Raw genomic sequence first — 23,267 nt, forward strand, 5'->3', positions numbered from 1 at the left:
GATCCAACACAGCGGAGGTTGTTATTTTTTGTCTCGCTCACTCGATTGATTCCAGGCGTAGCGCATCCCCCAGCAGTCCCAGTGCGGCCGCCAGGTTGTGATCGCCGCCGAAGGTATGACTCAAGCGCAGATGCTGTCCGTGCAGACCGTGGAGGCTGAACAGTTCGCCCGGCGCGATGACCACTTGATGGGCCAGCAGGCGCTGGAACACACGACGCACATTGACCCGACGCAACGAGCGCACCCAGATCGTTGCACCACCTTCTGGTTCGACGAAATGCAAGGCATCCCCCAATCGCTCCTGCAACAACAGGGTCATTTGACTCTTGCGCTCCTTGAGTAGCCGGCGCAGCACCAGCAGGTGTTGATCGATGCGACCGCTGCTGTACAAACGGGCGATGGCTTTCTGGCGAATCGGCGAGAGACGGAAGGAGCGCAGCAGAAAGTGCCGTTGCAGTTCAGCGCTCAAATGCCTTGAAAGCAGATAACCATAGGGCGCTTCAGGCCCGATGATTTTCTCGAACGTGGAAAACACCATCAGCCGTTCAGGGTCCAGCAAGTCGCGAAAGCGCACGCCGCCCAGGTCGAATCCGAGTTCGCCATAACAGTCGTTCTCCAGCACCCAACTGTCATGCGCGGCCAACAGCCGGGCAATGGCCTGCCTGTTTTCGTCAGGCGCCAGGCTGCCACGGGGCATGTTCAGGGCCGAGGACAGCATCACCAGCCTTACCGGCTCGGTATCCAGCAGCATGTTGAGCCGTTCCGGATCCAGGCAGCCATCGGCCTGCACGGGCAATTCAATAACCCGCACGCAGGCGGCTTGAAAAAAACGCAGGATCGTCCAGTCGCACGGCGATTCGACCACCACGGTGGCGTCTTTCAAGCCCAGCACGGCGATCAGGATTTCCAGTACACCGCGAAGGTCTGCGCCGATGTAGACATCATCGGCGTGCCAGTAACGCATGGGAGACGTGGTGTAGCGGGCAGCCAGGGCGGTGCGCAATTCGAGCTCGCCACAGGGTTGCGAAGGCGACTGCGGCTGGCGGGGATACTGGCGCAGCAACTCCCGCTCCAGCAGCAACAAAGGACTGTCGAGCGGCTGCAGCAACGCCGGTTCATCGGCGCTCAAGACCAACATCCCCGGACGCCTGGCATTGACGTAGACCGCTTCCAGCAGATCGCTGCCGCTGTCCTGCAGGTTGATTGAGGACACTGGCAATGCGTAGTAACCGGACTTGGCCACCGAATAGACGCGCCCTTCTTTCTCCAGCAACGAATAGGCGTACTGAATGGTCGAGATCGACACATTGAGACGCTCCGCCAGATGCCGCAGCGACGGCAGGCGGATGCGCGAATCCCCTTCAGACTCATTGATCAGGCTGACCAGGTACCGATAAACCGCCTGATAGGCGAAATCCGTTTCTCGTGGACCTTTCATGGGCGAAGGCCAACCGCACCGGCTGAAAATCCGCCCACGCTCAGTGACCCGCTGACCATTCATCCGCCAACGTGCTGTCAGCATCAGGATCGCCCGGCGTATGTTGCGACGCGGCCCTCTGGATGTTTGCTTCAGCCGCCCCGCCAGCGCCTGCGGGCGTCCACTCCATGCGGTAAAGCTGGCCAATCAGGCTGACGGGCAATCCGCTGACATCAATCATCCATTGCATGATCTGTTCGGCGACCGGATGCCCCTGCATGGCCCGATGCAACTCGGGCATGGCCACCAGCATGCCGGGATGGCACTGACGCAGGAAACGCTCAAGCCCCGCACCCTTTTCGATGAAAGGAGAAAAAAGCAGGCACACCAGTTGTGCTTCGCTCAGGCCCAGATTCTTTTGCGCTTCGGCCGCAGCTCGGGCGCGCTGCTCGATCCGTGTCGCCGGGTTGCCGAAGACCTCGATGGCCTGCTCGCACAAACGCTCGGGCAAGCGCTTGCGGCGCATCATCACCAAGGCGCGTTGCAGGTATTGCGCAATTCCGGACTCGTAATTGCGGCCCTGCACGTAGCACGCCTGCAACCCCCTGACGTGCGCCGAGATCGACGGGCTGACGAATTCATTGTCGCTGATCTGCGCGGACAGTTCGTCAGGCTGGAACCGGAGAAAGTCAGTCAGCAATGGCCAGCGCTCCTCCAGGTTGCTGACCAGCAGGTCGTGAATGTCGATGCAGGCCGTACGACGACAGGTCTCAAAGCGCTCTTGCGGACGCCACCGGGCCTGGCCGCAATCGGCGTAGAACGCGTGATAACAGTCGCTGCCCAGTTCATCGAGCAATGCAAACAACCCCGCATAACCGGCCTCGCCTGCGGGCGAAGGCTTGAGCCCTGCCTTGGTGGCGGCCCGTTTCAAACCCTCGATGAACTGCTTCTGCTGACGCGGCGTGTCACTGCTGAGCAAGGCGTCGACACCACCGTCCCAGCGGGCGATTTGTCCGTAGAACTCTCCCGTGGCCAGATAACCGTCATCCCACAGGTCGAACCCGCCACGCCACTCCCGGCGATGGCCGATCAGCAGCAGGTTCAGGCGACCGGACTCGCGACCGGCGTCGGAGATTGGTGTCAGGTGGTTGAATGGCAAGACTTCCCGATCATCGACCATCAACACCTCGACCCGGGGATCGTCATAGACAAACAATGCGCTGTTGGTCCGGTGCATGTTTTCCACGGCCGCGCAGTTTGCCCCGTTCAACCGCAACGAGGCGATGCGCAACTGGAATGTCGCCGGCGACCGAGTGGCAATGGTCAACTGCGCAGCACGCAACAGTGCCAGGGTGTAGCAGTTGTCACGGGCCCCGGACTGGATCGCCAACACCTTGTAATCGCCAATGTGCTCCATGCCCCCCGCCGCCACCGCCAGACGCTGAATCAATAATTGCAATGCAGTGCGTTCGGCACGGGAGAAAAAACCCAGCAGTCGCTGCAGCACTTGTTGATAGACATGGTTCATCGCTTGGTCATGGATGCTGGTCATCTTTATTTACCTGATACTCGTAAGTTCAACATCGCGCAGACAGCAAATCCCGTTGGACTGTCGGGGCGAATGGAGTCATGGACTTTATTGCCAAATGCTAACACTTGAATTTTCTTGAAATCATTTGAAACGATCGCAACACCTCCTCGGTTTAACGACGAAGGTGAGGCCGGAGCGCCCGGCTGGCAAGGGTTTGTTCGTTTGAAACCGGCGTCCTAGGAAATGTCCGACAAAGTCCCACAGACACTTAATACAAGAAATAAAGAAGGAAGTTGTCGCTGTGTTTTTGGCAACTAAACAACAACAAACTAATTTGGAGATTTGCACCGACGGCGCACATTGAAAAGTTTCAGCCTGACACCCAGCCATGACTCATTCCTTGAGATGAAAGTAATCATTCAATTATCAGGGCTTAGTGGCTGATTAGAAGCTACAGATTACGAGCAAAAACCAGTTCAGTTGCTGGACCGGCCTGCGGGTCGACGGCTTTTTTTGGGAAGGGGGGCTGAAACGAAAGAGTCCGTGCGGGCACGGACTCTTGGGAGGGCTGTTGGGTGAGTGTCAGGCCGGTTCGACCTGCAGCGCGACCCTCTCGTGACACGGGCATTCGTCCATGTAGCGGTGTGCCTCGACAAACTCGGCAAACGGGAAGACCCGAGTCTTGAGCGGCAGCAGAACGCGGTCGGCGGTCAGCTGATTGATGTCGCGCAAGGCACGTTGCAGTGCGGCCTGGTCCTGGGTGATGCCCAGTTCCGGCTTGCCAGTGAAGTTGCCGATGCAGTGCACGAAGAACTGAATGTTCTTCTGGAACGCTGCGCAGGCAGGGAAAGGCGTCTGGTTGCCACCTTGCAGGCCGTACAGCACCAGGCTGCCGCGAGGTGCCAGCACATCGCCAAGCAACGACATCTGCGGACCGCCCAAACCATCGAACACCACGTCCACGCCACGGTTATCGGTGATCTTGTTGATCCGCATCAGCAGATCTTCTTCCTCGGTAACGATCACTTTTTCGGCACCCAGCGACAGCAGGTATTCACGTTCCTCCGCAGTCTTGGTCGCGGCGATCACTCGAACACCCAAGGCCTTGCCCAGTTGTACGAACGAAGGTCCGGCGCAATGACTCGCGTCAGTCACCAGGGCGAATTGCCCGGGCTTGACCCGTGCCAGATCGGCATAGGCGAAATAGGCGATCAACAACGGCGTGTAGTGCACGCTGGCTTCAATCGGGCTGAGCACATCCGGATAACGGGTGACTGCCGAGCGTGGCAGAACGATCAGCTCACCGTAGACCGGGTAGTCGTTCGGGCTTTGGGCCGGAAAGCTGGCGACCTTGTCACCGACTTCCAGGTCATCGACGCCATCACCGACAGCAGTGATGATACCGGCCATCTCCTGGCCAAGGCCTGAAGGCAGACGAGCATGGGACGGGGCCAGGTTCTGGCGCCAGAGAGTGTCATACCAACTGATGCCGATCGCCTCGACGCGCACCTGCACTTCGCCCGGTGCAGGCAAAGACGCCGCATGCTCTTCGCATTTGAGCACCTCGGCAGGACCAAACTTGTGAAAACGGATCGTGCGGGACATCGCAAACCTCGCCAAATGAACCTCTAATGCCTTGAACTCTAGCTGGGCTTTCAACCCAACACTATCTGTGGCTATTAATAGTCGACATGCCTGTCATTGATTCCGCAGCGGCGGCGACATCGTCAAATGCCGTGAGAAACCGAAGCCGCCTTTGCAGGAAATCTGAATTACCCGGTGCAGAGTACCAGCCTTTCCCCGTAATATTCCTGCTGGCCATTGTTCTCATATGGCCGCCCACGTCAAGTTTGCTGACTCTGCCAGGACTCCAGATGAATCGTAATGACCTGCGTCGTGTCGACCTGAACCTGTTGATCGTTTTCGAAACATTGATGCACGAACGCAGCGTGACCCGTGCTGCGGAAAAACTGTTCCTCGGCCAGCCAGCCATCAGTGCGGCGCTCTCGCGCCTGCGCGGCTTGTTCGATGATCCTTTGTTTGTGCGTACCGGCCGCAGCATGGAGCCGTCCGCCAGGGCGGTCGAGATCTTCGCCCTGCTCTCGCCGGCGCTGGATTCGATTTCCACTGCCGTCAGCCGCGCGGCCGAGTTCGATCCTGCCACAAGTACCGCCGTGTTCCGCATCGGCCTTTCGGACGACGTCGAGTTCGCCTTGCTGCCCATGCTGCTCAAGCGCCTGCGTGCCGAATCGCCGGGGATTGTGCTGGTGGTGCGCCGGGTCAACTACATTCTGATGCCGGGGTTGCTGGCATCCGGCGAGATATCCATCGGTGTCAGCTACACCACCGACCTGCCGGCCAACGCCAAGCGCAAGGTACTGCGCCGCAGCCAGCCGAAGCTGTTGCGCGCCGACACCGTGCCGGGGCCGTTGAGCCTGGATGATTACTGCGCTCGCCCCCATGCACTGGTGTCGTTCGCCGGCGACCTCAGCGGTTTCATCGATGAAGAGCTGGAGAAGCTCGGGCGCAAGCGGCATGTGGTGCTCGCCGTGCCGCAGTTCAACGGACTCAGCACCCTGCTCGCCGGCACGGATATCGTGGCTACAGTGCCCGACTACACCGCCGATGCACTGACCGCTGCCGGCGGTGTACGGGCCGAAGATCCGCCGTTGCCGGTGCGCAGCTTCGAACTGCACATGGCCTGGCGCGGGTCCCAGGATAACGATCCAGGGGAGCGCTGGTTGCGCTCGCGGATCCAGATGTTTTTCGGGGATCCGGACAGTCTGGCCTGATCCTGATTTTGCAGGAAGGCTTCCGGCCCTTTCGCGAGCAGGCTCGCTCCCACATTGGTTCTGTGGTGTACATGATCCCTCTGTGGGAGCGAGCCTGCTCGCGAAAGCCGCAACACGATTCCAAGTCCGACTATTGCATCCAATGCAACACACAATTGTCATCAATCCAGTTGATGACGACCGAACACAAGGCGCAGGCTAGAGGGCTGGCCTGGGTCTTATATCATTCCGAATGATAGTTACCTTCGCCCCATTCGATTCGTGAGATACAAACCCGCCGCGCATCATTCGCCAATCTCAACACATTGGCGGATGCATCCATGGAACAGTCACTCAAACATTTGCGCTTCCCGTTGGCTTTGTTGGCCGTAGTGGTGATCAGCGCTTGCGGCAAGGCCCCGGAAACCGCCGCCAGCATGCCAGCGGCCAAGGTCAGCGTGGCCAAGGTGCTGGAACAACCGGTCAACGAATGGGACGAATTCACCGGCCGCCTCGAAGCGCCGGAAACCGTCGAGATTCGTCCACGGGTCTCCGGCCAGATCGATGAAGTGGCGTTCACTGAAGGCGCCCTGGTCAAGAAAGGCGACCTGCTGTTCCAGATCGACCCGCGTCCGTTCCAGGCTGAGGTCCGCCGCCTCGAAGCCCTGGTTGCACAATCGCGCGCCAATGCCACCCGCAGCGAAAACGAAGCCCAGCGCGGTGAGCGCCTGCGCACCAGCAACGCCATTTCCGCCGAACTGGCCGATTCGCGTACCAGCGCTGCTCAAGAAGCCCGCGCCGCCGTCGGTGCCCTGCAAGCGCAGCTGGACCTGGCCAAACTGAATCTGAGCTTCACTCGCGTGACTGCTCCAATCAGCGGCCGCGTCAGCCGTGCGGAAATCACCGCCGGCAACCTGGTGACCGCCGACACCACCCCGCTGACCAGTGTGGTCTCCACCGACAAGGTGTACGCCTACTTCGACGCGGACGAGCGTGTGTTCCTCAAGTACACCGAGCTCGCTCGCCAGGGCAAGCGCGGCGCCACCACCCCGGTCTACATGGGCCTGTCCAACGAGGACGGCAACCCGCACCAGGGCGTGATGAACTTCGTCGACAACCAGGTCAACCCGAAGACCGGCACCATCCGTGGGCGCGCCGTGTTCGACAACAGCGATGGCAGCTACACCCCGGGCCTGTATGCACGCCTGAAACTGGTGGGCAGCGGCACCTACAGCGCCATGCTGATCAACGATGAAGCGGTCGGCACCGACCTGGGCAAGAAGTTCGTGCTGGTGATGGATGGCGACAACAAGACCGCCTACCGCGCGGTGGAACTGGGTCCGAAGATCGAAGGCCTGCGCATCGTGCGCAACGGCCTGAACAAGGACGACACCATCATCGTCAAGGGTCTGCAACGGGTACGCCCTGGTTCACCGGTCACCCCTGAAGTGATTCCGATGGCCAGCGAACAAACCCTCGCGGCACTCGCACAACAACGCCAAGCGCTGGAAGCCAGCAACCTGCCCCAAGTCGCGCCTGCCAGGGTTGCACCGGGTACGGCTGTGAAACTGGCTGCCACGACCCCACGCGGTTAAGGGATTTTTACGATGAATTTTTCCCAATTCTTCATTTCGCGGCCGATCTTCGCGGCGGTTCTATCGCTGCTGATCCTGATCGCCGGTGCGATCTCGCTGTTCCAGTTGCCGATCAGCGAATACCCGGAAGTGGTGCCGCCGACCGTGGTGGTCCGCGCCAACTTCCCGGGTGCCAACCCCAAGGTCATCGGCGAAACCGTGGCCGCTCCCCTGGAGCAAGCCATCACCGGCGTCGAGAACATGCTGTACATGTCCTCGCAATCCACCGCTGACGGCAAGATCACCCTGACCATCACCTTTGCCCTGGGCACCGACCTGGACAACGCCCAGGTGCAGGTGCAGAACCGTGTGACCCGCACCGAGCCGAAGCTTCCCGAGGAAGTGACGCGCATCGGTATCACCGTGGACAAGGCGTCGCCCGACCTGACGATGGTGGTGCACTTAACCTCGCCGGACAAACGCTACGACATGCTCTATCTGTCCAACTACGCGATCCTGAACATCAAGGATGAGCTGGCGCGGCTGGGCGGTGTCGGTGACGTGCAACTGTTCGGTATGGGCGATTACTCGCTTCGTGTCTGGCTCGATCCGAACAAGACCGCTTCGCGCAACCTGACCGCCACCGATGTGGTCACCGCGATTCGTGAACAGAACCGCCAGGTGGCGGCCGGTGCCTTGGGCGCGCCCCCTGCCCCGAATGCCCAAAGCTTCCAGTTGTCGGTCAACACTCAGGGCCGCCTGGTTTCCGAGGAAGAGTTCGAGAACATCATCATTCGCGCAGGCAGTAACGGTGAGATCACTCGCCTGAAAGACATCGCCCGAGTTGAACTGGGTTCCAGTCAGTACGCCCTGCGTTCCCTGCTGAACAACCAGCCGGCGGTAGCGATCCCGATCTTCCAGCGTCCGGGTTCCAACGCCATCGAAATCTCCAACGAAGTCCGGGCGAAAATGGCCGAGCTGAAGAAGACCTTCCCCGAAGGCATGGACTTCAGCATTGTCTATGACCCGACGATCTTCGTGCGCGGTTCCATCGAGGCGGTGGTTCACACCCTCTTCGAAGCGTTGATCCTCGTGGTACTGGTAGTGATCCTGTTCCTGCAAACCTGGCGCGCCTCGATCATTCCGCTGGTCGCTGTGCCGGTATCGCTGATCGGTACCTTTGCCGTGATGCATCTGTTTGGCTTCTCGCTCAACGCCTTGTCGCTGTTCGGCCTGGTATTGGCGATCGGTATCGTGGTGGACGATGCCATCGTGGTGGTGGAGAACGTCGAGCGGAACATCGAACTCGGATTGACCCCGGTCGAAGCGACCAAAAAAGCCATGGGCGAGGTAACCGGCCCGATCATTGCGACGGCGCTGGTGCTGTGTGCGGTGTTTGTTCCGGCGGCGTTCATTTCCGGGCTGACCGGCCAGTTCTACAAGCAGTTCGCCCTGACCATCGCGATTTCCACGGTGATCTCGGCCTTCAACTCCCTGACCCTGTCGCCGGCCCTGGCCGCGGTGTTGCTCAAGGGCCATGACGCGCCGAAAGACCGCTTCTCCAAGGTGCTGGACAAGATTTTCGGCGGCTGGTTGTTCCGTCCGTTCAACCGCTTCTTCGAGAAGGCCAGCCATGGTTATGTCGGCACCGTTGCTCGCGTGATCCGCTCAAGCGGTATCGCCCTGCTGCTGTACGCCGGCCTGATGGTCCTGACCTTCTTCGGTTTCTCCAGCACCCCGACCGGTTTCGTACCCGGCCAGGACAAGCAATACCTGGTGGCCTTCGCGCAACTGCCGGATGCCTCGAGCCTGGACCGTACCGAAGACGTGATCAAGCGCATGTCCGACCTGGCGCTGAAACAACCCGGCGTGGAAAGTGCCGTGGCCTTCCCTGGCCTGTCGATCAACGGCTTCACCAACAGCCCGAACGCCGGCATCGTGTTCGTGACCCTGAAACCGTTCGACGAACGTAAAGACCCGAGCATGTCCGCCGGTGCGATCGCGGGAGCCTTGAACGGCCAGTACGCGAACATCCAGGAAGCCTACATGGCGATCTTCCCGCCACCGCCGGTACAAGGCCTGGGCACCATCGGTGGTTTCCGCCTGCAGATCGAAGACCGGGGCAACCTGGGCTACGAAGAGCTGTACAAGGAAACCATGAACATCATCAACAAGAGCCACAACGTGCCGGAACTGGCCGGCCTGTTCACCAGCTACACGGTCAACGTGCCCCAGGTCGATGCCGCCATCGACCGTGAAAAAGCCAAGACCCACGGCGTGGCCGTCAGTGACATCTTCGACACCCTGCAGATCTACCTGGGTTCGCTGTATGCCAACGACTTCAACCGCTTTGGCCGTACCTATCAGGTCAACGTTCAGGCCGAGCAACAGTTCCGTCTCGAATCCGACCAGATCGGCCAGCTGAAAGTGCGTAACAACAAAGGCGAGATGATCCCGCTGGCGACCTTCATCAAGGTCAGCGACACCTCAGGTCCCGACCGCGTGATGCACTACAACGGCTTCATCACCGCTGAAATCAACGGTGCGGCAGCCCCCGGCTACAGCTCCGGCCAGGCCGAAAAAGCCATCGAAAAACTGCTCAAGGAAGAACTGCCCAACGGCATGACGTACGAATGGACCGACCTGACCTACCAGCAGATTCTGTCCGGCAACACCGCACTGTTCGTGTTCCCGCTCTGCGTGCTGCTGGCGTTCCTGGTACTGGCGGCTCAGTACGAAAGCTGGAGCCTGCCACTGGCGGTGATCCTGATCGTGCCGATGACCCTGCTGTCGGCCATTACCGGGGTAATTGCTTCCGGTGGCGACAACAACATCTTTACCCAGATCGGTTTGATCGTGCTGGTGGGGCTTGCCTGTAAGAACGCGATTCTGATCGTCGAGTTTGCCAAGGACAAACAGGAGGAAGGCTTGAGCCCGCTGGCGGCGGTACTCGAAGCGTGCCGTCTGCGTCTGCGGCCGATCCTGATGACCTCCTTCGCGTTCATCATGGGTGTTGTGCCGCTGGTGTTCTCCAGCGGTGCCGGTGCCGAAATGCGTCATGCCATGGGTGTGGCAGTGTTCTCCGGGATGCTCGGGGTGACCTTCTTCGGTCTGTTGCTGACGCCAGTGTTCTACGTACTGATTCGTAACTTTGTCGAGCGCGGCCAAGCGCGCAAAGCCGCCAAGGCCGCCCTGAAGCTGGAGTCGCACTGATGAGTTTGAAAGCCTTCCTGCCGAGCCTGCTGGTACTGGCCCTGAGTGCCTGTGCCGTGGGCCCGGACTACAAGACGCCAACCACCGAGGCGGCCAACATCACGGCCGCCACCGATGGCGCCGCCGGCCAGAAGAATTTTGACCGTTCGCGTTTCGAAGGCATCTGGTGGCAGCAGTTCGACGACCCGACCCTCAACCAGCTGGTGACGCAATCCCTGCAAGGCAACCGCGATTTGCGCGTCGCCTTCGCCCGCTGGAAAGCCGCACGGGCGATCCGCGATGACGTCAGCAACGACGCCATGCCAACCATCACCAGCCGCGTCAGCAGTGACCTGGGCAAAGGCCAGATTCCGGGCCAGACCACCGACCGGGTCAACAGCGAACGCTATGACCTGGGCCTGGACATGGCCTGGGAAATTGACTTGTTTGGTCGCATCCAGCGCAACCTGGAGTCGGCCAACGCCGAGCAACAGGCGTTCGAGGCCGACCTGTACCAACTGCAAGTCACCATGATTGCCGAACTGGTGGATTCCTACGGGCAACTGCGCGGCGCGCAGTTGCGGGAGAAAATTGCCCTGGCCAACCTGCAGAACCAGCAGGAGTCGCGCAAGATCACGGTCAGCCTGCGTGATGCCGGCGTCGGCGATCAGCTCGATGTGGAGCGCGCCGATGCGCGACTGGCGTCGGTTGAAGCCAGCGTGCCGCAACTGCAGGCCGAACAGATCCGACAGAAAAACCGCATCGCCACCCTGCTGGGTGAACGTCCGGACAAGCTGACCGTGGACCTGAGCCCGAAAGACTTGCCGGCGATCGCCAAGGCATTACCGATCGGTGATCCGGGTGAATTGTTGCAACGCCGTCCGGACATTCGCAGTGCCGAGCGCCAATTGGCTTCGGCCACGGCACGTATCGGCGTGGCCAAGGCGGATCTGTTCCCGCGGGTCAGCCTCAGCGGCTTCCTGGGCTTTACGGCAGGGCGCGGTTCGCAGATCGGCTCCTCGGCGGCCAACGCCTGGGCACTCGGCCCGAGCATTACTTGGGCGGCGTTTGACCTGGGCAGCGTCAAGGCCCGTTTGCGTGGTGCCGACGCCGATGCCGAAGGCGCCCTGGCGACCTACGAGCAGCAAGTGTTGCTGGCCCTGGAAGAATCTGAAAACGCTTTCAGCGACTACGGCAAACGCCAGCAGCGCCTGATCTCGTTGATTCGCCAGAGCGAGTCCAGTCGCTCGGCCGCCGACCTGGCGGAGATCCGCTACCGCGAAGGCAGCGCCGATTTCCTCGTGCTGCTCGACGCCCAGCGTGAACGCCTGGCGGCCGAAGACACCCAGGCCCAGGCCGAAGTCGACCTGTATCGCGGCATCGTCGCGATCTACAAGGCCCTCGGTGGCGGCTGGCAGCCGGAGACGGTCGCGAGCAATTAACCCGATGTCTTGAAGTGCTCCTTTGGTTGGCCGCAACCAACCAAATTCCTTTGCCCTGCGTCTCATTCGGTCGCGGGGCTTTTTTTGGCTCTCAAAAACACCTCACACCCCTGTAGGAGCGAGCCTGCTCGCGAAAAACTCCAGGGCGCCGCGTTTTTTCAGGCCTCCCGCGTCATCGTTGTCGACCATCGCGAGCAGGCTCGCTCCTACAGGGGTTAGCGATGGTTTTCCTGGACGGTCACCGTGGCCGTGGTTCCGGCCCTCAGATTGTTTTTACCGGCATAGTCGGCATCGATCTCGATCCGCACCGGCACCCGTTGCGCCAGTTTGATCCAAGTGTAACTGGGGTTGATATTCGCCAGCAGGCGGCCACCGGGCAGGTTTTCCCGGTCGGCAATAGCGAAAGCAATGCTCTGCACTTTGCCGCCGAACGTTTCGCCACTCATCAACTCGATCTTGACCCGGTCGCCCTCCCCGATCCGCGGCAACTTGGTTTCTTCAAAGTAACCGCTGACATAGAAGCTGTCGCTGTCCACCAGCGCCAGCAATGGACCGCCGGCTGAGGCGTAGTCGCCCTCCCGGGTCAGCAGATTGGTGACAAAGCCGGTCACCGGGGAGACGACGTGGGTACGCTGCAAATTGAGCTCGGACTGGGTCAAGGCCGCGATGGCCAGTTGCACGTTGGCCTGGGCCAACACCAGATTGGCCTGATTACGCATCAAGTCGGCCTGGGCCACCGACACATCGGTGTTGGCTTTCTCCCACTCTTCGCCGGAAATCGCCGAACGATCCTTGAGCGTGCGCCGCCGTTGCTCTTCGCTCTGACGTTGTTTGAGCAAGGCTTCGCTGGCGATAATGGCCGCCTGGGCTTGCCCAAGTGAGGCTTTCGCCACCTCCACCGCGCGCTTGGCATGCTCCACCGCCAGGGTGTAACGCGCCGGATCGATCTCCAGCAGCGCCTGGCCTTTGTTCACATGCTGGTTGTCCTGCACGGCCAGGCTGACGATTCGCCCCGAGACGTCGGCGGACAAGGTCACCACATCGGCGCGCACCCGGGCATCCCGGGTCCAGGGCGCGCGGGTGTAATGCTCCCAGGCGAACCAGCCCAGGATCAAGGCCAGCAGTACCACTGCCACCGTCGAGAGTCGGGAAAGGATGTTCTTCAAGGCATCAGGCTCCCATGACCAGAATCAGCGTGGCGCAGACGCAGGCGTACAGCGCTCCTTCGAACAACGCCTCGTGCCAGACAAACTGCAGCACACCGAGACGCCGCAACGTCCAGTCCAGCAGCAGGAAAATCGGCAAGCCCAGCAGCAGCGCCTGGGCAATCGGGGGCAGATAGGCGCCACCCACTTCCAGATCAATGGGCAAGGACAGGGTCTCCTTCAGGGCCTGAGGGTTGAAAGTAGCCGCGATAACGCTCGACGAACGACACCACGATCAACAGCGCTACGCGCATACGGAATACCGACCACAAGTGCGCATGAACATCGGTATGCAGGGCATCCAGGTCGTCGCCCAGTGTGTGGAGACTATCAAGTACCTGCGCCACTTCGACCCCGGGCCGGCCGGCGACCAGCCTGCCCGTTTCCCGGACTGTCGAAAACAGGCGACTTTGCAGATCCGCACTCAGCAGTGCGTTGTTCTGCCCTTGCTGCCTGAGCTGATTCAAGGCAATACCCAGTGCCATACAGGCCAGGCTGACCTGGAACTGCTCCCGCGATTGTGGCTCCCGGGTCGCCGGCAGCACGCCGAGCATCATGGTCAGGCGATCAACCATGCGGCTCTCGAAGGCAAACTGCTGTTCATCGCTCGCCGAGGTTTTCAGCAAGGCGTACACCTGTTCGCAGTTCTCTTTGTGGAGCCGGCGCATGCGCAAATCCGGCATGAACGGAAAGATCAGCGCATAGACACTCAAGGCCAGCACGGTCGCGCAGGTATAGGCCCCGGCAAACTCGAACCACTGAATGGCAGTGTTTTGCCCAATCCCCACGTTCAACGGACCAAGCAACAGAAAGGTCGTGAGCCCCAGGCCAATACCGGTACCTGTGGTGGGTGGACTGGCCAGCCCCACCGCAACGGCGTAGAGCAAGGGCGCCAGCAGCAAGGCAAGCATCTCGAAATTGCTGATCATCGGCACAAACATGAACTGAAGGAGCGCCGAGGCCACCAGTGCCAGCCCGAATCCCCTGGCGTAGCTTTGCACCGCCAGCAGCGGCCGGGGAAACGTCGACATCAGCGAGCAAAGGATGCCCACCAGCACCATCCCGCCTCGCGCACCGTCCCAGCCGGTTTCGATCCAGATCAGGCCGGCTATCAACAGCGCGGAAAAGGCCCGGACGGCGTTCATGGTCGCCAGGGTGAAGTCCAGGTGCAGCGGGTTTTCCCGCCCGCGATACACGCTGCTGGCCGGTCGCCCGCTCTGGATGGCATCACTCAACTCCAGAATCTGCTCCAGTTGCTGCAGCAGGCGCGCCTGCTCCCAGCGCAGTGACCAGGCCAGCGAACGCAAGGTGGCCGGCAGCGGCTCCGTCAATTGTTCGGCCCTGTAGGCCAGCTCATCAAAGCGTTGTTGCAGCGACGTGAAATGGTGGCGCTTTTCACTGGACAGCGAACGTCCCTCCCGCGCCAGCTCATCGAGAAAGGCCAGTTCTTCGGCACGCAGCCGTTGAATTTCTTCAGGCAACTCGCCCTCCCAGCGCTCGGTCAGCAGCAGCCGCTGGTGGCGCAAGGCGGTCAGCCGCGCGGTCAACAGCACCAATTGGTTGCCCAGCAGTTGCACCAGACCGTTGGCACTGCGCAACCGTGGCGCATCGTAGTACATGTGCCGGCGCACGCCCTCCAGGCCGCTGATTTGGCCCAACAGCTGCATTTGCCGCTGCTGGAAATCGGCTTCGCTCTCTTCGGTGCGGATGACGGCACTGGCATGGGTGGCGAGCAACCGGGTGATTTGATCGATCCTGGCGAAGTAATCCCGGGCCACGGCTTCGGGCCTGGCGGTAAGCAGGCTGACCACGCACACACAGGCAACCGCCAGCAACGTCTCGGTGACGCGGGTCACCGCCAGCAAAAACATGCCGTCCTGGTCCGGCACCGCCAGCAAGGCCACCACCACGGCGGTGTAGCCGCTGAGGACAAACGCCCCGGAACTGGTATAGCGCAACAAGGTGCCACCGGCGGTGCACAACGCCAGCCACAACGCCAGGGTGGTGATGAACGGCAACGGCGCCTGGGGAAAGATCGCCATGATCAGCACCGCCACGGCCGCGCCCGTCGTGGTGCCGATCACTTGGCCAAAGCTGCGGGCCAGCACCATGCCGCCCAGTGGCTGGCTGATGATGACCACGGCCATGATCGACCACTTGGGCTGGTCCAGGTCGAACAAAAACGCCAGGTACAGGGTCAACAACCCGGCCGCCATGGTTCGCAAGGCAAACAGCAACACCCCGGGCCCGGGGTGGAGCATGGCCTTGAAGTACTGCAACAACGCTTGCATGGGAACACTCGTCGAAACACCTCCAGCAAGCGTAGTCACTGCTGCGGGGCCTCGAGAGGTTTTGCTGTCGACGCAGCTTGCAGGCCCGTTGATTGTCGAGTGGAGGGCTGTTCAACCGTTCGAATCGAGCGTGAGCGTCGTCAAGGTTTGACTCAAGGCCTGGCCTGACCGAAGCTGGCGCCTTTGCCTAAGCTCGCCAGTTTCCGGATTCCTGCATGCCCAAGTCCCGCCGCTTTCTGTTTATCAGCCTCTTCGCCCTGCTCGTCATCGGCCTTGTGTGGTTTTCCCTGCGCGATACCACCCCGGTGGTTCCCGAGGCTATCCAGCATGGCTACAGCGAAGCGCTGGCGGCAGCCCGGGGTGGCAAACCAGGTGCCGCGCGGGTGCTCTATCAGCAATTGGCCCGTCCGGACCTGTCCCCCAAGCGTCGTGTCTGGCTGCATGCCGAGCTGCCTAACTACCCAAGCTCGGTGGCCCTGAAACTGGCGGATGCCGACTTGCAGAACGAGGCGCCCGAAGTGCGTATCGCGGCGATCAGGAGCATCAGTGGCCTGGTGCCGAGCGGCCAACGCAGTCTGCTGCTGGGGCCATTGCTCGATGACAGTGAACAAAGCGTGCGGCTGGCAGCCATCAACGCGCTGCTGGGGTTGTCCCCGGATGATCTGGGTTTGTATTTCGGGCCGCTGGAGCAAGCCATCGATGCCTGGGAGCAAGTGCTCAAGAGCGCCCCCCAAAGCGCCGAAAATCAATACCAACTGGCCCGGCTGCACCTGCACAATGCCGAGCTCAAGCAAGCGCAACAGGCGCTGGACAACACCCTGCGCCTGGCGCCGGACAACCTGCCGGCGCTGGTGCTGCAAATCGAGGTGCTGGATAAACAGGGCCAAAACGACGCCGCCCGGCAACTGTTGGCCAGGCAGCTGCAGGCGCAGCCCAACTCGGCCTACCTGCAACACGCCCTGGGGCTCTGGCTGCTGCATCACGAGCAAAGCGAATTCGCCCTGCTCGGCCTGTCCAAGGCCGTTGAACTTGAGCCCAATAACCGCGATTACCGCTACGACCTGGCCACCACGTTGCACGGTGAGCAGGAGCTCGAAGCGGCGCAGAAACAGTTGCAGGAAATCGTTCAGCGCCACCCGAACGATCGCAAGGCACGGGTGCTGCTGATCAATTACTGGAAGGAAAGCGGGCAGCTGCAAAACGTGCAGATCCTGCTGGCCCAACTCGAGCAGATGAACCCCGATGATCCGTCGTTGCAACAAGGGCTTTGACCCGGCCTGAAATTTCGTTGAACCGTCGTCCCGGCCCAGGGTCAAGTGAAAAGGCAGCCCGTTGCAGCACTTCGCAGCGGCTGTCTCGTTGACCCTGGCCATGTGAGGACGCTGGTTTGTCTCTATCCAACGATTTGAACCGAGCCAAGGCCGCCAACGGTATCGAAGGTCTGGACGCTATCCTCGACGGCGCCTTGTCCCATGAATGGCAGATGGACGATATCCCGTGAAGGCCGTGCAAGCGACACCCGAACGCGCCATCATCCTTGCACCGCGGGGGCGCGACGGCCAGATGACCTTGACGATGCTCAAAAAGGCAGGGTTCCAAGGAGTGATCAGTCGCGACCTGCCGGGATTGTGCGCCGAACTGGAACAGGGTGCCGGCCTGCTGCTGATCTCTTCCGAGGCGCTGCTGGGTGCTGATCTCGAACCGCTGACCCGCCTGATTGAACAGCAGCCTGCGTGGTCGGACCTGCCGATCGTGTTGATGACACACCATGGTGGCCCGCAGCAGAATCCGGCATCACGCTTCGGCGCGCAATTGGGCAACGTCACCTTCCTCGAACGGCCTTTTCACCCGGTCACACTGATCAGTCTGATCACCACCGCCTTGCGCGGGCGTCGACGACAGTACGAAGCCAGGGATCGCCTGATTGACCTGAGCCAGAGCGAGTTGCGCCTGCAAAACACTCTCGAGACCCTTGAGCAGCAGGTGGAAGAGCGGACCGAGCAATTGCGCCACAACGAAGAAGCGTTGCGCCAGTTGCAGAAAATGGAAGCCGTCGGCCAGCTCACCGGCGGCATCGCCCATGATTTCAACAACATGCTGACCGGCATCATCGGCAGCCTGGAATTGTTGCGTCGACGCCTGGCCCGAGGGCGAACCGAAGACCTGGACAGCCTGATCGACCTGGGGGTGACTTCGGCCAACCGCGCGGCGGGCCTGACTCACCGCCTGCTGGCGTTTTCCCGCCGTCAGTCGCTGGACTCCAAACCCGTGGAGATGAACAGCCTGGTGATCTCCATGGATGAACTGCTGCAGCGCAGCATCAACGAAAGCATTCGTCTGGACATGCAACTGGATGAGCAACTGTGGGTGGCCGAAGCCGACCCCAATCAACTGGAAAGCGCCCTGCTCAACCTGGTGATCAATGCCCGCGATGCCATGCCCAATGGCGGCAGGCTGGTGGTCTCTACCTCGAACCAGCACTTTGATGAGGACTTCACCCAAGGCCAGAGCAATCTCGATGCGGGTGACTACGTGGTGCTCAGCGTCACCGACACCGGCTGTGGCATGCCGCAAAGCACCATCAACCGCGCCTTCGACCCGTTCTTCACCACCAAGCCCATCGGCCAGGGCACCGGCCTCGGGCTATCGATGATCTACGGTTTCAGCAAACAGTCGGGTGGCCACGTCGCCATCCACAGCGAAGTGGGCAAAGGCACCACGGTGAGTCTGTTTCTGCCGCGCTTTGGCGGTGACCTGCCCCGGGACCATCCACTGGACGTCGAACATTCACCGCTCGCCAATAATGGCGAGACGGTGTTGATTGTCGAGGACGATCCGGCGGTGCGGGTCCTGGTCAGTACGGTGTTGAGCGATCTGGGTTATGCCTTCGTCGAGGCCTGTGATGGTGATAGCGCCGTGCCGATACTCGATTCGCCCCAGCGCATCGACCTGCTGATCAGCGATGTCGGCCTGCCCGGCATGAATGGCCGGCAACTGGCGGAAATCGGCCGGCAACTGCGGCCCGACCTCAGGGTGCTGTTCATCACCGGCTACGCCGAGCACGCCGCGGTGCGCGGCGGCTTCCTCGATCCGGGCATGCAGTTGATCACCAAGCCGTTTACCTTCGACCTGTTGACGGCGAAGGTGAGGGAGATGATCCGCGCCTGAACGCGAGTGATGGACTCGGCAATGTTCCAGCAGTCATACCTGCGTCATCGTGCTGCGTACTTTTTTATACTCCGTGTTCCCCTGCCCGTTACTCTGCTCGTTGTGCAAGTAAATCCCGATAGCTCCGACCTCATTAGCGGGTTTCAACTGTCTGAGCCCAGCCCGCCATGCCGACTCTGAGGCCTGCGCCCCCAAAACAGCCGTCAGCCCGTTGTCGACTTCGGTATTGCCCAGTTTGTAAACCGACTGTACCGCTGCATCGTGAATCAACGATTTCCCGGCGTTTATCAAATCCCCCCCTGTTGGCACCGCCATCAATCGGTGATGCCTACTTTCCTTGAGTCGAGAGTCCACACCTCCCGCAAAGCGAATCGAGTCGCCTACGGCCATTTTCATCACGACACCGGCCACAGTATTCAGTATTGGATGAACGCCTTCAGGCGCGCTTGCGGACCACATACCCTTAACCATGTTGCCGCTCAAATTGGCAATCGTATCAACGGCCAGCGCACCTCGCGTACTGATGTCGGGAGTAATGGTAGGGCCTATTCGGGAAACTACCCGCCCAACCAACTTCGAACCCATTGATTTAACAACCCCTTCAACCATACCGATTGGGTCGGGTGTTGTTAAACCAAGGGTGAAACCCACACCAAAGCTGACAATTCCCACACCCGCCACGGTCAGGTTTTTGCGCAAACCGCTGTCACCTTCGCGATCCAGAACATGGGCCACCGTCGAGCCACCGACATAGCCCGCCGCCACACCTGACATGATTGCAACGGGATAACGTGCCAGTTGCCCCAGCGATGCGCTCAACGCCTTTTTTACCAGTTGTTTTGCGCCATATCCCGCAGCCCCCTTGACGGTTCCCCGGCCAATTGCAGCGAGGGTCGCCGTAACGCGCTTTACAGTGCCAATCCGGGTTTTGGCCAATCCGAGCCAGTCGACATGCCCGATCGGATTGCCCCCCACCATCCGATACAGGTTCAACCCATCTATCGTCCCTGCCGGATCGGCGCTCAGCCAGCGCTGTCGCCACGGCATGTAATACCGCAAACCGTAGTAATACAGCCCCGTTGCATCCCGCTCCTGCCCTGAATATCGAATCGTCTTGTAGCTGGCCTCAACCTTGTCCCTGCCTGCCCACCAGGCTGTGCCGCCGTAGGGATAGTAGTTTTCCTGGCTGATGAGTCTGGCGTCTTTATCCAGTTCCAGCGTGCTGGATTCCAGATGATCGGCAAGGCAGTAACGCAGCTGATGCCGGGCACCTTCCGGCGGTGCCCCCCTTTCCCAGTGCAGGATCCGCACGCTGCATTGACCGCTCTGGACACTGATGACATTCAGGGTTTCATCGGGGCCTGTACGAATCTCCACGCCCGGCAAGTAGCGGGTTTCATGGGTACGGCTCAATGTGCCGGTAAAAGCCGTACGGATCTTTCGTACGCGCTGATCATCGCCGTCATAGACATAGATCTCCGTGTCTGCAGGTTCGTCCTCGCGCACCACCTGATCGACCTGGCACAAGCGGTTGTGTGCATCCCAGTGCAGTGTCTGTCCCCGTTGCAGCACTTTGAGATTGCCGCAGGCGTCATAAGCAGCATCAATTTCACTGTCACCTGGCGATTCACTGCCATCGCCCCAAGGCAGGCTTCGGTTGCTCAAGGTTGCAACGGCCGTTCGTTCGGTTCGACTTGCGCTGTCAGCGTGGTGATGCAGGATCTCCAGGTTGCCACCGGCGTCGTAGTCGAACGTCTGGATATAGTTCTCCAGTTGGCCAGGGTCCGGTGGCGAAACGAATGCAGGTAAATGGGGGCCGCCCGAGGCATTGCAGCGTTGTCGACCGCTGGCTTGGATAAGTTGGCCGAGGGTGTCGTACTGCCAGGTGCTGACCGCGGCAACGCTTTGATTGCGCGAGTAGCGGGTCGACTGGGTAGCGTCAGTGATACGAATCGGGTTACCGACTGGATCATAGGCATACGTCAGATGCTGCAACGGCGGCTGGCTTGCCAGTTGCGCTTGCAGCGTTGTCAGGCGCCCATCCTCGGGATCGAAAACGGTACGGGTTACTACGCCATTGCCGGCCGTTTGCTGCTCTGTTTGCCCCCAGGCGTTGTATCGAATGTTGCTTACAAGCGTGATTTCGTCATGGGCTCCGAACAGCTTGATGCGTGTGTCCAACAACTCCCCGGCGACGCTCTGACGCTGGTTTTGCTCATTGCCCAATGCGTCTACAAAACGTACCGACTCGCCCACACTGTTAAATCCTGTTTGTGTGAGCGACCCTTGAGGCTCGAGCAATTTATCGCGCTCGGTTTCGTTCACTGGCCAGTCAGGCAATTGAATCTGCGCCAGAAAGCGACGAGTCTGCTGCAAACATGCACCGAACAAACTGAATTCGCTGAAGTGCTGAGTACCCGCACCGTCATCGTGACGGATCAACTGAGCGCAGCGATTGTGCCTGGCGGACTCTTGCGAATTATCGCCGTACGCAAAACAAGCCGTACGCTGCTCTGCACCTGTCGCCGATTCAAAAACACTCTCTGGGCGCGATAAGCAATCGTAGGTCATACGCAGGTGATTACGTTTCTGGTCCCAATCTTCCAGCTTTTGCCGGGCAGCCCCGTAAAGACTAACCCGCCATCCGGCGTCCAGATTCACAGAGAGCAAAGGCTGCCCGGTGAGCGTAGTGATTGTGGTTTGATTGGCGGGAGTGGACTTATCGTCCTCAAATATGGAAAAAAGCCGCGGATCGCGACTGTAACTGACTCGGTTTGGAGTGCTGTAGATATGTTGGGTGATGCGAGCCTCAGGGGCTTGCTGGTCCGATCGCCGATGATAGGCAATCTCACGTACGACGGCGCGACGCGGATCAATCACTGAAAGTGTCGGTGTATGTCTGTGCATTGCACTCGCTCCGGATTCACATGCAGGGATTAGCCACATGACATCCGGAACGTTTATCTGCCGTTACCGCACTACCGTCAACTGTCAGAAATTACAGGTACACGCACGGCCAACGCGCTTACGAAAGCATGTCCTGCATCAGTTCCTGCAACTTGTCCAGATCGAACGGCTTGTCCAGGATCGGCGCCTTGCGCGTGATCGGGCTGTCGGTCTCACGGATTTCCTGGGCATAGCCGCTGATGAAAATCACCTTGAGTTCGGGTCGCAGCTTCACGGCGGGCTCGGCGATCTGCACGCCGGAGATTCCACCGGGCAGGCGAAAGTCGGTGATCATCATGTCCAGGTGCGGTTTGCTCGCCAGGATTTCAAAGGCCTGTTCGCCGTTTTCGGCCTGCAATACGCGGTAACCCTCGCCCGACAGATAAGCGGACAGCACCATCAGAATCGAGGGATCGTCCTCGACGACGAGTACTACATCTTGTGCATCTTCGCTCATGGGAAGCCTTTGTTCGGTCAATTGCTGCTGATACGACCGTGGGGTCGATCAGAGGTTGCGTTTACCTGTCTGTTTTCCTACAGCGGCAGACAAACGCGAAACAAGGCGCCTTCGCCAATCCTGCTCTGGACGGTAATAGTACCGCCATGGGCGGCCACAATCTGTTCTGAAATAAACAATCCCAGGCCCAGCCCGGCGACGGCGTGCTTGGCCGATACGCGTTCGAACTGCTGGAAAATCCGTTTCTGGTTTTCTTCGCTGATGCCGATCCCTTGATCCTGCACGTCCACCAGCGCCTGGCCACCTTCACTGTAGACCTTCACCGAGATCGGGCTCTTGGCCCCGTAGCGCAAGGCGTTGGTCAACAGGTTGGAAATGACCTGCTCAATACGAAATTCGTCCCAGTTTCCGATCACCGGTTGCGCGGCATCGAGGGTGACCGACGCCTCGGCGGCGTCGATCTGCTGGGAAAAGTTGTGCAACAGGTGGCGAACCAGCGTCGAAAGATCGATGCGCGTCGGCCGGATCGACAAATTTCCGGTGCGAATGCGCGAGACATCGAGCATGTCTTCAATCAAGCGAATGAGGTTTTTGATCTGCCGCTCATCGCGGTCGACCATGGCGTGCATCTTGTCCAGGGTGAATGCGGCGGCGTTGTCCCGGGCCAGGTGCATCTTGCGCAACTGGGTTTCAAGGATCAGACCGTTGAGCGGCGTGCGCACCTCGTGGGCGACGATGGACATGAAGTCATCGCGCATGCGCACCGCCTGTTCCAGTTCCAGCTGGGTGTTTTGCAACTGCTTGAGCAGGGTCTCCTGTTCGCGGCGACTTTGCTCAAGGGCCAGCACTTGTTCCTTCATCGCCTTGCTCTGGCGATACAGGTCGACGAACACATTGACCTTGCTCTTGACCGCCTGGATGTCCAGCGGTTTGTGCAGGAAATCCACGGCACCGCTTTCATAGCCCTTGAACGCGTAGTTCAGTTCACGCCCGGCGGCGCTGACAAAAACGATCGGAATGTTCCTGGTTTTTTCCGTGCCACGCATCAACTCGGCCAGCTCGAAGCCATTCATGTCGGGCATCTGCACATCGAGGATGGCCAAGGCGAATTCGTGTTGTAACAGCAGGGACAAGGCTTCGTCGGCGGATAGCGCCTTGTAGACGATGCGGTCCTCACGCTTGATCAGTGCTTCGAGCGCCAGCAGATTCTCTGGCAGATCGTCCACGATCAGCAGTTTGGCCTGGATATTACTTAGCATGCGGTTCGTTCCAG

At 60.1% G+C, this 23,267-nt stretch carries 15 protein-coding genes and 1 pseudogene; 6 read left to right on the forward strand and 10 right to left on the reverse strand.

Annotated features, from left to right (window positions below):
- Window positions 1–37 precede the first annotated feature (37 nt).
- The 3 genes from WHX55_RS15255 to WHX55_RS15265 all read right to left on the reverse strand — a co-directional run bounded on the left by WHX55_RS15255 (window position 38) and on the right by WHX55_RS15265 (window position 4,553).
- Window positions 38–1,438 carry a PLP-dependent aminotransferase family protein gene (locus WHX55_RS15255; RefSeq protein WP_353740713.1) on the reverse strand — a complete coding sequence of 467 codons (1,401 nt, stop codon included), beginning with the start codon at window positions 1,436–1,438 and terminating at the stop codon, window positions 38–40.
- A 40-nt stretch (window positions 1,439–1,478) separates the two neighbouring features.
- Window positions 1,479–2,969, reverse strand: a complete 1,491-nt coding sequence (locus tag WHX55_RS15260; RefSeq protein WP_353740714.1) for a hypothetical protein — start codon at window positions 2,967–2,969, stop codon at window positions 1,479–1,481.
- Between the two features lie 561 nt (window positions 2,970–3,530).
- A complete protein-coding gene (locus tag WHX55_RS15265) occupies window positions 3,531–4,553 on the reverse strand; it encodes a zinc-dependent alcohol dehydrogenase family protein (RefSeq protein WP_150723799.1) in 1,023 nt (340 codons plus the stop codon).
- A 269-nt stretch (window positions 4,554–4,822) separates the two neighbouring features.
- Here WHX55_RS15265 and WHX55_RS15270 point away from each other — a divergent pair, with 269 nt between their 5' ends.
- From WHX55_RS15270 to WHX55_RS15285, 4 genes are all read left to right on the forward strand, one after another.
- A complete protein-coding gene (locus tag WHX55_RS15270; protein ID WP_090455287.1) occupies window positions 4,823–5,740 on the forward strand; it encodes a LysR family transcriptional regulator in 918 nt (305 codons plus the stop codon).
- A gap of 320 nt (window positions 5,741–6,060) precedes the next feature.
- Window positions 6,061–7,314 carry a multidrug efflux RND transporter periplasmic adaptor subunit MexE gene (mexE, locus tag WHX55_RS15275; RefSeq protein WP_223448641.1) on the forward strand — a complete coding sequence of 418 codons (1,254 nt, stop codon included), beginning with the start codon at window positions 6,061–6,063 and terminating at the stop codon, window positions 7,312–7,314.
- A 12-nt stretch (window positions 7,315–7,326) separates the two neighbouring features.
- Window positions 7,327–10,506 carry an efflux RND transporter permease subunit gene (locus tag WHX55_RS15280; protein WP_151213558.1) on the forward strand — a complete coding sequence of 1,060 codons (3,180 nt, stop codon included), beginning with the start codon at window positions 7,327–7,329 and terminating at the stop codon, window positions 10,504–10,506.
- The gene (locus tag WHX55_RS15285; RefSeq protein ID WP_353740715.1) at window positions 10,506–11,927 is read left to right on the forward strand and encodes a TolC family protein; all 1,422 of its coding nucleotides are present in this window, start codon (window positions 10,506–10,508) and stop codon (window positions 11,925–11,927) included. Before WHX55_RS15280 ends, WHX55_RS15285 begins: the two co-directional genes overlap by 1 nt.
- Before the next feature lie 111 nt (window positions 11,928–12,038).
- Here the strand turns inward: WHX55_RS15285 and WHX55_RS15290 are convergent.
- From WHX55_RS15290 to WHX55_RS15305, 4 genes and pseudogenes are all read right to left on the reverse strand, one after another.
- Window positions 12,039–12,116: pseudogene (locus WHX55_RS15290) on the reverse strand (outer membrane lipoprotein carrier protein LolA); the annotation flags it as partial.
- Between the two features lie 26 nt (window positions 12,117–12,142).
- Entirely contained in the window at window positions 12,143–13,093 is a 951-nt protein-coding gene (locus WHX55_RS15295) for an HlyD family secretion protein (RefSeq protein WP_150753616.1), read from the reverse strand.
- A gap of 4 nt (window positions 13,094–13,097) precedes the next feature.
- Complete coding sequence (locus WHX55_RS15300) at window positions 13,098–13,298, reverse strand: DUF1656 domain-containing protein (protein ID WP_032829912.1); 201 nt, start codon at window positions 13,296–13,298, stop codon at window positions 13,098–13,100.
- The gene (locus WHX55_RS15305) at window positions 13,288–15,423 is read right to left on the reverse strand and encodes an FUSC family protein (protein WP_353740716.1); all 2,136 of its coding nucleotides are present in this window, start codon (window positions 15,421–15,423) and stop codon (window positions 13,288–13,290) included. Before WHX55_RS15305 ends, WHX55_RS15300 begins: the two co-directional genes overlap by 11 nt.
- A gap of 215 nt (window positions 15,424–15,638) precedes the next feature.
- Between WHX55_RS15305 and WHX55_RS15310 the strand changes: the two genes are divergently transcribed.
- Both WHX55_RS15310 and WHX55_RS15315 read left to right on the forward strand, forming a co-directional pair.
- The gene (locus WHX55_RS15310; RefSeq protein WP_150757091.1) at window positions 15,639–16,694 is read left to right on the forward strand and encodes a tetratricopeptide repeat protein; all 1,056 of its coding nucleotides are present in this window, start codon (window positions 15,639–15,641) and stop codon (window positions 16,692–16,694) included.
- Between the two features lie 226 nt (window positions 16,695–16,920).
- Window positions 16,921–18,591: an ATP-binding protein gene (locus tag WHX55_RS15315; RefSeq protein WP_353740717.1), complete on the forward strand. Its 1,671-nt coding sequence runs from the start codon at window positions 16,921–16,923 to the stop codon at window positions 18,589–18,591.
- A gap of 33 nt (window positions 18,592–18,624) precedes the next feature.
- Here WHX55_RS15315 and WHX55_RS15320 read toward each other — a convergent pair whose 3' ends face one another.
- The 3 genes from WHX55_RS15320 to WHX55_RS15330 all read right to left on the reverse strand — a co-directional run bounded on the left by WHX55_RS15320 (window position 18,625) and on the right by WHX55_RS15330 (window position 23,253).
- Window positions 18,625–21,498: an RHS repeat-associated core domain-containing protein gene (locus tag WHX55_RS15320; protein WP_353740718.1), complete on the reverse strand. Its 2,874-nt coding sequence runs from the start codon at window positions 21,496–21,498 to the stop codon at window positions 18,625–18,627.
- Between the two features lie 118 nt (window positions 21,499–21,616).
- Entirely contained in the window at window positions 21,617–21,994 is a 378-nt protein-coding gene (locus tag WHX55_RS15325; protein ID WP_007970583.1) for a response regulator, read from the reverse strand.
- A gap of 77 nt (window positions 21,995–22,071) precedes the next feature.
- Window positions 22,072–23,253 carry a hybrid sensor histidine kinase/response regulator gene (locus WHX55_RS15330; RefSeq protein WP_150753611.1) on the reverse strand — a complete coding sequence of 394 codons (1,182 nt, stop codon included), beginning with the start codon at window positions 23,251–23,253 and terminating at the stop codon, window positions 22,072–22,074.
- Window positions 23,254–23,267 lie beyond the last annotated feature (14 nt).

Source organism: Pseudomonas fluorescens, from assembly GCF_040448305.1.
GTDB classification, from domain to species: domain Bacteria; phylum Pseudomonadota; class Gammaproteobacteria; order Pseudomonadales; family Pseudomonadaceae; genus Aquipseudomonas; species Aquipseudomonas fluorescens_BH.

Excerpts from the sequence above, each read along its gene's own strand:
- WHX55_RS15255 (WP_353740713.1), bottom strand. The coding sequence starts at position 1,438 with ATGAAAGGTCCACGAGAAACGGATTTCGCCTATCAGGCGGTTTATCGG.
- WHX55_RS15260 (WP_353740714.1), bottom strand. The coding sequence starts at position 2,969 with ATGACCAGCATCCATGACCAAGCGATGAACCATGTCTATCAACAAGTG.
- WHX55_RS15265 (WP_150723799.1), bottom strand. The coding sequence starts at position 4,553 with ATGTCCCGCACGATCCGTTTTCACAAGTTTGGTCCTGCCGAGGTGCTC.
- WHX55_RS15270 (WP_090455287.1), top strand. The coding sequence starts at position 4,823 with ATGAATCGTAATGACCTGCGTCGTGTCGACCTGAACCTGTTGATCGTT.
- mexE (WP_223448641.1), top strand. The coding sequence starts at position 6,061 with ATGGAACAGTCACTCAAACATTTGCGCTTCCCGTTGGCTTTGTTGGCC.
- WHX55_RS15280 (WP_151213558.1), top strand. The coding sequence starts at position 7,327 with ATGAATTTTTCCCAATTCTTCATTTCGCGGCCGATCTTCGCGGCGGTT.
- WHX55_RS15285 (WP_353740715.1), top strand. The coding sequence starts at position 10,506 with ATGAGTTTGAAAGCCTTCCTGCCGAGCCTGCTGGTACTGGCCCTGAGT.
- WHX55_RS15305 (WP_353740716.1), bottom strand. The coding sequence starts at position 15,423 with ATGCAAGCGTTGTTGCAGTACTTCAAGGCCATGCTCCACCCCGGGCCC.
- WHX55_RS15310 (WP_150757091.1), top strand. The coding sequence starts at position 15,639 with ATGCCCAAGTCCCGCCGCTTTCTGTTTATCAGCCTCTTCGCCCTGCTC.
- WHX55_RS15320 (WP_353740718.1), bottom strand. The coding sequence starts at position 21,498 with ATGCACAGACATACACCGACACTTTCAGTGATTGATCCGCGTCGCGCC.
- WHX55_RS15325 (WP_007970583.1), bottom strand. The coding sequence starts at position 21,994 with ATGAGCGAAGATGCACAAGATGTAGTACTCGTCGTCGAGGACGATCCC.
- WHX55_RS15330 (WP_150753611.1), bottom strand. The coding sequence starts at position 23,253 with ATGCTAAGTAATATCCAGGCCAAACTGCTGATCGTGGACGATCTGCCA.